Origin of the sequence: Enterococcus viikkiensis (genome assembly GCF_005405345.1) — a bacterium.
Lineage (GTDB): Bacteria > Bacillota > Bacilli > Lactobacillales > Enterococcaceae > Enterococcus_A > Enterococcus_A viikkiensis.
The window spans coordinates 20,999-33,316 of sequence record NZ_BJDW01000026.1 but is presented as its reverse complement, the minus strand read 5'-3'; the positions used below and the strand labels follow the sequence as shown (position 1 = coordinate 33,316).

At 40.1% G+C, this 12,318-nt stretch carries 9 protein-coding genes and 1 pseudogene; 8 read left to right on the top strand and 2 right to left on the bottom strand.

Translation table 11 applies throughout. From position 1 onward, the window contains the following. Positions 1-94: 94 nt before the first annotated feature. The 4 genes and pseudogenes from FFM67_RS10950 to FFM67_RS12635 all read left to right on the top strand — a co-directional run bounded on the left by FFM67_RS10950 (position 95) and on the right by FFM67_RS12635 (position 2,420). On the top strand, positions 95-883 hold the full coding sequence (locus FFM67_RS10950) for an isopeptide-forming domain-containing fimbrial protein (protein WP_137614599.1): 789 nt from the start codon (positions 95-97) through the stop codon (positions 881-883). Then, entirely contained in the window at positions 811-1,149 is a 339-nt protein-coding gene (locus FFM67_RS10945; protein ID WP_246042981.1) for a SpaA isopeptide-forming pilin-related protein, read from the top strand. The genes FFM67_RS10950 and FFM67_RS10945 overlap by 73 nt, the downstream gene beginning before the upstream one ends. A 59-nt stretch (positions 1,150-1,208) precedes the next feature. Next, positions 1,209-2,099, top strand: a pseudogene (locus FFM67_RS12560) (class C sortase); the annotation flags it as partial. After that, the gene (locus FFM67_RS12635; protein WP_503825948.1) at positions 2,085-2,420 is read left to right on the top strand and encodes a SpaA isopeptide-forming pilin-related protein; all 336 of its coding nucleotides are present in this window, start codon (positions 2,085-2,087) and stop codon (positions 2,418-2,420) included. The pseudogene FFM67_RS12560 and the gene FFM67_RS12635, both read left to right, overlap by 15 nt. Positions 2,421-2,940: 520 nt before the next feature. Here FFM67_RS12635 and ypfJ read toward each other — a convergent pair. Continuing rightward, positions 2,941-3,834 carry a KPN_02809 family neutral zinc metallopeptidase gene (ypfJ, locus tag FFM67_RS10935; protein ID WP_137614597.1) on the bottom strand — a complete coding sequence of 298 codons (894 nt, stop codon included), beginning with the start codon at positions 3,832-3,834 and terminating at the stop codon, positions 2,941-2,943. 386 nt (positions 3,835-4,220) lie between these two features. Here ypfJ and FFM67_RS10930 point away from each other — a divergent pair, with 386 nt between their 5' ends. The 4 genes from FFM67_RS10930 (at position 4,221) to FFM67_RS10915 (ending at position 10,571) form a co-directional block, all read left to right on the top strand. Continuing rightward, entirely contained in the window at positions 4,221-5,588 is a 1,368-nt protein-coding gene (locus tag FFM67_RS10930; RefSeq protein WP_137614596.1) for a CHAP domain-containing protein, read from the top strand. 298 nt (positions 5,589-5,886) lie between these two features. Next, on the top strand, positions 5,887-6,333 hold the full coding sequence (locus FFM67_RS10925; RefSeq protein ID WP_137614595.1) for a MarR family winged helix-turn-helix transcriptional regulator: 447 nt from the start codon (positions 5,887-5,889) through the stop codon (positions 6,331-6,333). Continuing rightward, positions 6,333-8,714: an ABC transporter ATP-binding protein gene (locus FFM67_RS10920; protein ID WP_137614594.1), complete on the top strand. Its 2,382-nt coding sequence runs from the start codon at positions 6,333-6,335 to the stop codon at positions 8,712-8,714. The genes FFM67_RS10925 and FFM67_RS10920 overlap by 1 nt, the downstream gene beginning before the upstream one ends. Positions 8,715-8,729: 15 nt before the next feature. Continuing rightward, positions 8,730-10,571: an ABC transporter ATP-binding protein gene (locus tag FFM67_RS10915; RefSeq protein WP_137614593.1), complete on the top strand. Its 1,842-nt coding sequence runs from the start codon at positions 8,730-8,732 to the stop codon at positions 10,569-10,571. Between the two features lie 220 nt (positions 10,572-10,791). On the opposite strand, the gene FFM67_RS10910 is transcribed toward FFM67_RS10915, so the two are convergent. After that, positions 10,792-12,207, bottom strand: coding sequence for an MFS transporter (locus FFM67_RS10910; protein WP_137614592.1), 1,416 nt, complete (start codon positions 12,205-12,207; stop codon positions 10,792-10,794). Positions 12,208-12,318: the final 111 nt, after the last annotated feature.

The following is a 12,318-nucleotide window of genomic DNA, read 5'->3' as shown; positions in this document are numbered from 1 at the left end:
GGTTACGACGAAGCAGAAGGAATTATATGAGGCGTTAGGGGTTGCCCCTCCCTCGTTATAAATTCCGGGAATTCAGGATTTTAAAGGACAAGCAATGAGTGTTCAAAAAGATACTGATCAAATAGAGAACGATCAAACAGTCACAGCGACACCGATGTATAATGAACAAGGCGATGTAACATATGTTTATACAGGAAGTAACGAAACGGGTGCTAATGCTTATAATTACATAGTGCCGGAACCAACTAAAAATGCTGATGATCACGATCTAGAAATTGGACAAAAAGTAACTTTTACTATTAAACTAAATATTCCTAATGATGTAGCACAATATACCAAATTTGAATTAGAAGATGAGTATGATTCTAAGTTAGAACTTATATCTTCTATGGATGATATAAATGCTACGGTTAATATTAATGGTAATGCCCAAAAAAATGTTGAGACAACAACTGTGAAAAATAGCGAAACTAAATTTACTGTGAAGTTTAACAATCCTAAGCAATTGACTCCTTACATTAATAAAGATGTCACTTTTACGGTCGATATGAGATTGAAGCCAGGAACTGCTTTAGATACTGGTATTGCCAATAAGATAAATTTTAACAATAACTTTAAGCCTAAACATAATCAAGATACTGTTAAGACTTATGGGCATTCATTTATCAAGAAAGATTTAGATTCTGGTAAGCCGCTTCAAGGTGCAGAATTTGTTATTGCAAGAAAAACGGTAAATGATGAAAAAGAATTTGCCCAATTTGCCAATATCGGCAATGGATCTCATAACACATTGGCTTCAAGTAAAATCACATGGATAAAAGAAGAAAAAATGCTACAAAAATATCTTCAGATGAAAATGGTCATTTTAGTGTGTCTGGTTTAGCCAAAACAAAATCTGATAGTGATAAGGAAGATATTTCATATGAATTAATCGAAACAAAGGCACCAACAGGATATGTTTTAGCTAGAAAACCAATAAGTTTTAACGCAGATAATGGTAAAACTGAGTTACAAGTTAATAATAAGTCTAAAGGAACCCTTCCTTCTACCGGTGGTAAAGGGATCTACGCGTTCATCGCAGTCGGGGTGATTGCACTTATTATCGCAGTGGTATACTTTACTCGTGGTAGAAAACATTTAGAAGCATAAAAAATTAAAGAGCATCTAATTTAGATAGACTGCGAATTCGTAGTCTATCTTTGTACATAATGAGGGAAAGGAATTTTTCCGTGAAACAGAAACAAAAAAAGAAACGGCTGTTCCTTGATATTGTAATGATGATGGTATTACTGATTGGGGTAGGAGCATTGTTGTACCCGTTTGTCAGCGATAGTCTGAATAATATGCTAGACCAGCAGATCATCAATTATTATCAGCACAAAGCCAACTCAGAAAATGAAGCTACGATGAAACAGGCCCAAGAGAAAATGGAACAAAAAAATAAAGAATTAGCAGCTAAAGGTAGTAACCCTGGTGCTGATCCGTGGTCAAAAAAAATAAAGGGCAAAAAAGTACCAGAAAAACCAACCCAGAATTATTTTGAGCAACATACGATTGGTATCATTGATATTCCAAAACTCAAAGTGAAGTTGCCAATCTTTAATGAAACGAATGATCTGTTTTTATCGAAAGGCACGTCCTTACTTGAAGGTACATCTTATCCCACCGGTGGAGCGAATACCCACGCGGTAATCTCAGGCCACCGTGGATTGCCGGAAGCCAAGTTGTTTACCGATTTGCCCGAGTTAAAAATGGGGAATAAATTTTACATTCATATTAATAAACAAATTCATGCCTATCAGGTAGATCAGATCAAAGTAGTCGAGCCTACCAATACCGATTATCTACACATTGAGCAGGGGCAAGATTTAGTCACTTTGTTGACTTGTACGCCGTATATGATTAACAGTCACCGATTGTTAGTCCGTGGACATCGCGTCCCTTATGTGCCAGCTACAGACGATAAAAAATTGAATCAAGGCAATCGAGATCGCTGGCTGAAATTAATTGGGATTCTTGGCGGGGCCTTATTAGTAGCCTTGCTGTTGCTATATGGGTTTTATCGTTGGCTCAAATCGGTTCGGATTGCGAACCGGCGCTATTTACTGCGGCTGACAATTATTGACGAAGATCATCAGCCAATCGCTAATCACTCATTCACGTTGTATTCACGTAATGGTCGTCGCGAAGTATATCGTGAGGGCAAGCCCTTGACTGGAATCAGTGACGAGTCAGGAACAGTGGAATTTGAAGCCGTGAAGGGTGGCCGCTATCGACTAAAGACCGAAGACGGAAACGAAATCAAGGCTTTGATAAAGAAAATAAACGATGAACAATTTTATTTGGCGCCATTGAAGCATTCAAATTTTTCAGTGATGGGTCAAAATAATAATCTATTTCAATTCAATAGGAATGAATAATGAAGTAATAAGCAATAAACAGCGAGAAAAGTAGTAATGAAACCTCACAAAAAAGACGGGCCCAATAAAAATGGACGCGTCTTTTTTTGTAGAACGAGTATTGAAATAGAGACATTGGTGTTTCTGCGTAGGTAAAGTTTACGGAAGTCAAATGATCTGTTAACGAAAAAATAAATTTAAATGGGAAGGATTTTCGAATTCTGTTGCTATTCAAAGTGTTTGAAAGAAATTAGAGCACCTTGTGTTGTTCAAAGAAACAAGCCGTCGAGTAATTCCAGTAGGTCTCAGTTATCTACATAGTGAAATAAAAAGTAAGCTTGCTTGAACAAGGCATTGAAGGACAAATGGTTGAATCGCATGGGGGAAGGGGTATGAAGTGCAAAAATCTGTCCTTCATCAAGTTTATAGTTGATAATGCAGATGTAGCGAACTGAGTGAGAAAATGAGAGTGAAACAGAGCCTTCCGAATGGATCTGTTAGGCAATCAAAAAGTGCCGGTCAACACTGACCGACACTTTTTTTACGCCGCACTGGCTAAGTCCAAATTTTTCTCATTGAAGGTATCTCCGTGTTCGAGATCACCGTATTTGTATCCTCGTTTAAACCAATTGATTCGTTGTTGGCTCGTTCCGTGTGTAAAGCTGTCGGGAACAACATAGCCTTGGTATTCCTTTTGCAACGTATCGTCACCGATTGCATTGGCAGCGGTGATCGCCTCGTCGATATCGCCTTCTTCTAAGATCGGTTGGCCTTGATAGGTTTGGTCGGCTAAATAGTTAGAAAAGCAGCCGGCTAAATAATCAGCCTGTAATTCTAAGCGAACACTGTATTTATTGTATTCCGTCTCCGAAACTCGTTGCCGTATTTTATCTAATTGTTTAGAAATTCCTAGTTCGTTTTGGATATGGTGCCCGACTTCATGGGCGATCACGTACGCCATCGCGTAGTCGCCCGTTGCCCCATATTTAGTTGATAATTCATCCGCGAAGCTTAAATCTAAATAGACATTTTGATCGGCAGGACAATAGAAGGGGCCGACTTGCGAACTAGCTTGGCCACAGGCGGAATTCACACTATCAGTGAAGAGCACCAGCTTCGGATTTTGATACGCTTCATTTCGTTCAGCGAATTCACCCTCCCAATAATCTTCTAAATGAGCAAAAACCACCGCTGCAAATTCTTTTTGGTCAGTGTATTCCTTTGTGGACACATTTTCGGTTTCATAGGGAGCTGGTGTGACGCCCCCGCCTAAGGTATCGGTCACGGTACTTAAATCACCACCGGAAATAAAGAAAACGATAATAGCAATTAGAAATACGCCAAGACCGCCTCCGGTAGCAATTTTGCCCACGGGTCGGCTGCTACCTGAACGGTCCTCAACATTCGAACTTTGTCGATCTCCTCGCCAACGCATACGATTTCCTCCTTTTTGATTTTACTTTAATTTTAGAGGAAAAAGGGGATAGAGCCAAAGAAAAGCACCTAGCCCATTTTTTCATCGGAATCGAACAGCTAGCTTTTATGAAAAATAGAAGAATTAAGCACCTCTATTTGAAATGAGCGGATTTATAAAAAGCAGATACAATCGTTAAAATAACTTACAATCAATGTTTAATTTATTGAAATATAGAGAATTGATTACCGATAAAACAATTTTTTTGAAAAATAAAATAAAATTGATATTGAAATATATTTGTAACATTTTTTTTATCTGTATGATATATCACTATGTTAGAATTACTTTTGTCTTAATGAGATCGATTAGATTTTAAATTAAAGTAACAGCCGGAGGAATAATTAGTGAAGAAGAGTTTATTATCAGCATTGTTGGTATGTTCAATCGCCGTATCAGCGGTTCCCAATATTGCTTTTGCCGATAATTATGATCAGCAAATTCAAGAAAAAGATCAAAAAATCAGTGATTTACAAGGTAAACAATCCGACGTTCAAACACAAATCGATGGATTAACTGCTGAAATTGCGACAGTTAGCGGAAAAGTTAACGAATTAGAAGTGAAACAAGAAAAATTAAATCAAGATACACTAAAATTGCAAGATAAAATTGCTGTTTTAAAAGTACGTATCGCAAAACGGAATGAAGTTATCAAAAATCAAGCTCGTGATACACAAGTAAAAGGGCAAGCAACGAATTATGTTTCCGCTGTATTAGAAGCAGATTCATTATCTGATGTTGTTGGTCGTGTTCAAGCGATGACGACAATGGTTAAAGCGAACAAATCTTTAATGGAACAACAAAAAGCTGACGAAAAAGCTGTTGAAGCAAAAGTTAAAGATAATGAAGCAAAAGTTGCAGAAATCGCTGCAAACCAAAAAGAATTAGAAACACAAAAAAATTCAATTGCGAATAAGCAAGCAGAATTGAATGTTGTAAAAGCAAATTACGCAGCAGAACAAGCAACTGCTGAGCAAGATAAAGCTAAGTTGAAAAAAGATCAAGAAGCAGCGAAAGCAGAACAAGCGCGTATCTTGAAAGAACAAGAAGCGGCAGCCAAAGCGAAAAAAGCTGAGCAAGAACGTCAAGCAAAAGAAGCGGCCAAAGCACAAAAAGCTTTTGAAGCAGAGCAAGCTAAAGCAGCTGAAGAAGCAGCGAAAGCGCAAGAACAAGCAAAAGAAACAACGGAAACAACAGAAAGCAGCACGACCACTGCTTCATCTAGCACCAGTGAAGAAAGCACAACAACTTCTTCAACTGAAGCGACAGATACAAGTTCTACTGACAACTCTAGTACGCCAACACCTACGCCATCGCCAGCACCAGCGCCGTCAACCGGTGGGGGTTCAAAAGTCGATCATACAGGTTCAGGTAATATGTATGCGGTTGGTCAATGTACATGGTACGTGAAAACTGTGGCACCATGGGCTGGAACTTATTGGGGCAACGGCTGTCAATGGGGTGCCTCAGCAGCAGCTGATGGTTTCCAAGTAGACGGGTCACCGGCACCGGGTTCAATCGTTGTCTTCGGACAAGGACAATCAGTTGGAACATGGAACGCTGATCCAGTTTATGGACACGTAGCGTATGTTCAATCGTACAACGCATCAAACAATACGATTACAATCACGCAAGGTGGAATGGGCTTCCCAACTCCAACAGGACCAAACACTGCAACATTAAGTGCAGCAGGGTTACAATATATTCACCCATAATCAAAAAATGAAAAGTCGCCGATTGATTCGGCGGCTTTTTTTGAATATAGACTAGAAATGGAAAGATATTCCATCGTCTTCATGTCTGTTAACCGTAACAGCTTGAAGGCTTTTTAGCTTGTCTGAAAGTGTCAAGGGAATAAATTTCAAAATTTTTTTTAAAGGAAAACGGATTCTTTAATTTTCTGAATAAAACACTTGCATTTACATTTTATAAGAGGTAATATCAAACAGCATTAATAACTAACGCTATTAGGCATTAATGAGAAACTAGATTTTTTTAAGAAGGAGGAGTCGTATGACATTCGCAGAAGAAGCTGAACGTGAACTGATGGATCTAATGGTACAAAATCGCCATGGCGCATTCAGTAAGATCGAAAAGAGTAGTAAAGGTGCGAATATCGTCATTAAAGCATTAGATATATTAGGTGAACCTGCCAACCCCAAATTTTTAGCAGACACACTCAATTTATCTACGGCACGAATCGCAGCTGTGTTGGGAAACTTAGAAAAGCGCGGGTTAATTAGTCGCACGATGGACCCTGACGATCGTCGTAAGATCAATGTCAGCTTGACGGAAGCTGGAAAAAAAGTAGCGAAAGCTGAAAAACAGGAAATGCGGACGAAAATCATTCGAGTATTTGAGTTAATGGGAGAAGCAGATACTAAAAAATATCTCGAATTGACTGCTAAGTTTGTCGACTACTCAAAAAAAATATCCATGGAAGGGGAAAGTGATCAATAGTGAAGATTTTTAAATATCTTGGAAAATACTGGTACGCGATCATCGCTGTATTCTTGCTATTAATTGTGCAAGCATCCAGTGATTTAAGTTTGCCTAGTTTAACGTCAGATATCGTAGACGTTGGTATTCAACAAGGAGGACTTGAACAGTCGACGCCAGAAAAAATCAGAAAATCAACGCTTCAAGGGCTTGAGATTTTCATGACCGATAAAGAGAAGCAAACAATCAAAGACAACTATAAAGAAGCGACTCAAACGGTTGATGGGAAAAAGGTCGATATCTACAAATTAGACTTGCAAAAAGGAACAACAAAAGATGAGCTAGCAAAAATCTTCAATCTACCTATGATGATGATTGCTTCCGCCCAATCAAAAGATTCAACCAATGGGAAAGAAGCCAAAGAAGTTCTGGATGATTACCAAGCCATCGCTAAAAACGGAGCGAAAGCTCAAGCTTTAGGTCAAGAAGCGAAGGCATTAGGCGAACAAGCGCAAGCGGCTGGTAAAGCAGCAGCAAGTGCAACAGATGGTGCAACAGCAGCTGCCAAAGGTGCGGAGGCGCAAAAATTAGCGGCTGAAGCACAAGCCAAAGGTGCAGAAGCACAAAAAATTGGTGCTGAAGTCAAAACACAAAACGATGCAATGCCAGCAAAAGTTGAGGCTGCTCGTAAAGCAACGAAGAAAAACTTAGGCGATGTGGGTGAAGATTCGTTAAAAACAGTCGGGATTCAATTAACTTTAGCTGAATACAAGGCATTGAATGTCAATACCCAAAAAATCCAAAATGCTTACATGATGAAAACAGGTGCCAAAATGATCGGTTTGACCTTCGTCTCAGCGATTGCTGCGATTATCGTTGGTTTGATCGCGTCATTAGTTGCCGCAACAGTCGGTAAAAATTTACGCGTTGGTCAATTTGAACAGACATTAGCTTTTTCCAACAATGAAATGGAAAAATTCTCACCCGCTTCACTGATCACTCGGAATACGAATGACATCCAACAGATTCAAATGGGGATCGTCATGATCATGCGGATGGTTTTATATGCACCAATCTTAGGGATTGGTGGGATCTATCGCGTGTATAAAACAGGAACAGGAATGGGTTGGATCGTTGGTGTAGCCGTGGCTGCTGTTTTAGTTCTAGTGTTAACCTTACTATTAACAACGATGCCAAAATTCAAAGCATTGCAAAATTTAGTTGACCGTGTCAACTTGGTTTCTCGTGAAATCATCACTGGATTGCCAGTTATTCGTGCCTTCTCTCGTGAAAAATATGAAGAAGAACGGTTTGATGTAGCGAATACGAACTTGATGAAGACGCAAATGTTCGTGAACCGGGCGATGTCATTAATGATGCCATTGATGATGCTTTTAATGAATGGGATCTCAGTTTTGATTGTCTGGGTTGGTGGCCACAACATGGATATGGGCCAATTACAAGTCGGTGACATGATGGCCTTCATTACGTACACCATGCAAATCGTTATGGCCTTCATGATGTTATCAATGGTTTCAATCATCTTGCCGCGTTCAAATGTCGCAGCAGGACGTGTTGATGAAGTCTTGAACACGAAACCGACGATTGTCGATCCTGAAGAACCAAAAGATGATCATGATTTCAAGGGTGAAGTGAAATTTGAAGGCGTCCAATTCCGCTACGGTGATGCCGACGAAGATGTCTTGCATCATATTAATTTCACAGCGAAACCTGGGGAAACCACGGCCTTGATCGGTTCAACGGGTTCAGGGAAATCAACCATCGTTAATTTGATTCCACGTTTGTTCGACGTAACTGGTGGACGAATCACGGTGGATGGGATTGATATTCGTGAAATGAGTATGCATAAATTACATGAGATTATGGGCTTTGTTCCCCAAAAAGGGATCTTATTCTCTGGTGATATTGCTTCAAATATTAAGTTTGGTGATTCCGATATTACGGATGAACAAATGAAAAAGGCCGCTCAAATCGCACAAGCAGAAGAGTTTATCGACTCGAATGAAAAGGGCTTTGATCGTGAAATCTCTCAAGGTGGAACGAACGTCTCTGGTGGACAAAAACAACGCCTATCGATTGCGCGTGCGTTAGCGAAAAATCCTAAGATTTTGATTTTCGATGATTCCTTCTCAGCACTTGATAACAAGACAGATGTGGCGTTGCGAAAAGCGCTCGCTGAAAACATTAAAGATGTGACTCAAATCATCGTAGCCCAAAAAATCTCGACGATTCTTCATGCGGACAATATCATTGTTTTAGAAGAAGGTCGGGTCGTGGCGCAAGGTCGTCATGAAGAATTGATGGAAACATCTGAAGTCTATCAAGAAATTGCTCAGTCACAATTAAGCAATGCTGAATTAGGCATAGAAGAAGCGGATTAAGGAGGAGCGAATAAAATGGCAGAAAAAAAACAAAATCGCCCTCGTGGTGGCGGCCCTGGACGGATGTCTGCGCCAGCGGAAAAAGCCAAAGACTTCAAAGGTACGCTGAAAAAATTAGTCTCGTATCTTGGGGCGTATAAAATCGCGGTATTCTTTGTAATGATCTTCGCGATCGCCTCAACAATTTTCAATATTTGGGGTCCAAAAATCTTATCAAAAGCAATTACTGAATTATTTAACGGGTTAATCAAAAAATATCAAGGAACCGGCGATATTAATTTTGATAAAATCGGGGGTATTCTTTTATTCATGCTAGGCCTGTATGTGGTGGCTTCCTTATTCGGAGTCATCCAAGGTTGGATCATGTCAACGATCTCCCAAAAGATCACGTATCGGATGCGGAAAGAAATTTCTGAAAAAATCAATCGGATGCCAATGAATTATTTTGAAAGCCGGACAACCGGGGAAGTTCTTTCACGCATCACGAATGATGTGGATACGTTAGGTCAATCACTGAACCAGAGCTTGACACAGTTGATCACTTCCACCTTCACGATCATCGGAGTTATCGTAATGATGCTTTCGATTTCGGTGAAAATGACGGGTGTTGCCATCTTGATCGTCCCTATCTCATTGATCTTGATCTTGATCGTTGTGAAAAATTCGCAAAAATATTTCAAAACCCAACAAGAATATTTAGGGGTTATCAACGGGAAAGTTGAAGAAACTATCGGTGGGTACACCATCGTTCGTTTGTTCAATGATGAAGAAAACTCGTTGAAGGAATTCAAAGAACAAAATGAAGTGCTATTCAAATCTGCTTGGAAATCTCAATTTCTGTCTGGTTTGATGCAGCCGATTATGAACTTTGTCGGAAACTTAGGTTACGTGGGTGTGGCGATCGTCGGTGGATTTATGGCTTATAATGGCACAATCACAGTTGGTGATATCCAAGCCTTTATCCAATACGTTCGTAACTTAACCCAACCAATCGCACAATTAGCCCAAGTATCAAACATGTTGCAATCAATGGCTGCCGCAGCAGAACGGGTCTTTGAATTCTTAGATGAGGACGAAGAAGATCAAATGGCTGAAAATCCGGTGCAATTGGATAAAGCAAAAGGCATGGTAGACTTTGATCACGTACAATTTGGTTACACACCAGACAAGATCGTTATCCAAGACTTTACTTCTCATGTCGATCCCGGCCAAACAGTAGCGATCGTTGGGCCAACGGGTGCAGGGAAAACAACGATGGTCAAATTATTGATGCGTTTTTACGATGTCAATTCCGGGGCCATTAAAATCGATGGTCACAATATCAAAGACTTTAATCGTGCAGATCTACGGAAAAATATCGGAATGGTTTTACAAGATACTTGGTTGTTCAAAGGAACGATCATGGACAATCTACGTTATGGTCGTTTAGACGCGACGGATGAAGAAGTCTATGCCGCTGCCAAAGCTGCTCATGTGGATCACTTCATTAAGACCTTACCTGGTGGTTATGAGATGGAATTGAATGAAGAATCTTCAAACATCTCACAAGGTCAAAAACAATTGTTGACGATTGCTCGTGCGATCTTAGCAGACAAGCCGATCTTGATTTTAGATGAAGCCACTTCATCAGTTGATACCCGGACAGAAGGTTTGATCCAAGAAGCGATGAACAACTTAATGAAGGGCCGCACGTCCTTTGTTATCGCTCACCGTCTATCAACGATTAAAGACGCTGACAAGATTCTTTACATGCAAGGTGGAGACATCAAAGAACAAGGGAACCACGAAGAGCTATTGGCTAAAAACGGATTGTATGCGTCTCTTTACAATTCACAATTTGAAGAATTAGCTGAATAAGAATAGGGTGTAGGCCGACTTTGAATCAAATACAAACGGATTTGGTTCAAGGGATCTCCTTATTCTAAGCACTAAAGAGATGTTGAAGCTTGCGTGTTTGAGTATCATAAATATAAATAAGTCTATTCTGATTCCTTTTCATTGAAATCAGAATAGACTTATTTTCGTTTTGTACCAAAGTTTCAGAAAGAGGGGATTGTTGTTGGTAGAGATACTATTTTTATTTGGAATGAGTAGTATCACTGGAAATTGCATAGACGGATAAGAATAGGCAGAGAACTGCCAAAGCAGCCATCACCCAAAAAACATTGTGAAAGGCTTGAATAAAGCTTGTTCCTAGCCGAGGTGTAATGTAACGGACCCCGGGAAGCTGGGCAAAGAGCACCGCAGAAGCGATACTAATACCTAAACTCATCCCGATCGTTCTAAAGAAAGAAGTCAAGGATCCCGCAACGCCGGTAAAGTGTTTCTCTACAAAAGACATCGCCAATGAATTATTCGGCGATAGGAAAAGCCCCATCCCGACCCCATTTAATAAAATTGGCAACAGGATCAGCAGCCAATGAATTGATAAGGGATAGAAGGTATAACCGATTTGCGAGAGGATTAAGACGATTAGACCGCTGATAATTAATTTACTAGAGCCAATCTTATCGGACAAACGTCCCGCGATTGGTGAAATCACCAGCATGACAACTGATTGCAAAACCATCACGAGGCCACTGATCAAAGGATTGACCCCATTGAAACTTTGCAAATAAAAAGGCAGTAAGATATTTGATGCGACATTGGTCAGCATCGCTAAAAATAAAGCGAACATCGAGAGCATGAAGCGTTTGTTGCGAAGGACACTAGGCGAAATCCAAGGGCTTTTACTATGATCATCCTGAATAAAAGAAAAAACCGTCAAGGCTGCACCACCAACAAAGGCTAGACTGCCGACTAGATAGCGCGCTTGCAGATCTTGGAAAAAGAGACTAGAAAGGGATAAAACAATAATCCCAGCAGAAAAAATACCTTGCCCCAGCCAATTGGCTTCTTTCAAAGGAGCTTCCAACGATGCTTTCGTAAATTTAGGAATCGTGAAGGTCTTGAATCCAAGGTAACTAAAAATAAGTCCTAAAGGAACATTAATCAAATAAATCCAACGCCAAGAGAAGACCGACAAAATCACGCCGCCTAAAGCGGGACCTGAAATCGATCCAACCGAGATAAACATCGAAATGACTGCTAGGGTTGTTCCGAGGGTCTCGGGAGTAGAATATTCAGTTGTCAAACCAATGGAATTAGCCATAATCATGGCTGATCCAATGGCTTGGATGACTCGACCAAATAGGAGCAGGACAAAGGTTGGTGCTAGCCCATTGACTAAAGAGCCCACTGTAAATAACAGGCCACCAACTAAGAAAATTAACTCTTTCGACAACACATCGCCGAGATGACCAAAAGCGACCAATAAAATTGTCGTGGTGATCAAGCCGACTTGAACGATCCACGTCGCTTGATTATTAGTAATTGCTAAAGCTCGGCTGATCGTGGGCAACGCTAAGTTGGTACTTTCACCAGACAGCGAGGTGATAAAAGAAAAGAGCCCAAGAACAAGGATTGATTTACTAAGGGTTCGTTGTTTTTCCATAAGGTTCACTCCAACGGCTAAGCGAGTTAGTCTTTTTTTTATTAGTATAATAATGATGATCAAAAAATACGATTAAAACGTATTCTGGAGAGGACTAGAAGAGTGAACAAT

Coding starts and splice junctions, on each gene's coding strand:
- FFM67_RS10915 (WP_137614593.1), top strand. CDS start 8,730: ATGGCAGAAAAAAAACAAAATCGCCCTCGTGGTGGCGGCCCTGGACGG.
- FFM67_RS10910 (WP_137614592.1), bottom strand. CDS start 12,207: ATGGAAAAACAACGAACCCTTAGTAAATCAATCCTTGTTCTTGGGCTC.
- FFM67_RS10950 (WP_137614599.1), top strand. CDS start 95: ATGAGTGTTCAAAAAGATACTGATCAAATAGAGAACGATCAAACAGTC.
- FFM67_RS10925 (WP_137614595.1), top strand. CDS start 5,887: ATGACATTCGCAGAAGAAGCTGAACGTGAACTGATGGATCTAATGGTA.
- FFM67_RS10945 (WP_246042981.1), top strand. CDS start 811: ATGGATAAAAGAAGAAAAAATGCTACAAAAATATCTTCAGATGAAAAT.
- ypfJ (WP_137614597.1), bottom strand. CDS start 3,834: ATGCGTTGGCGAGGAGATCGACAAAGTTCGAATGTTGAGGACCGTTCA.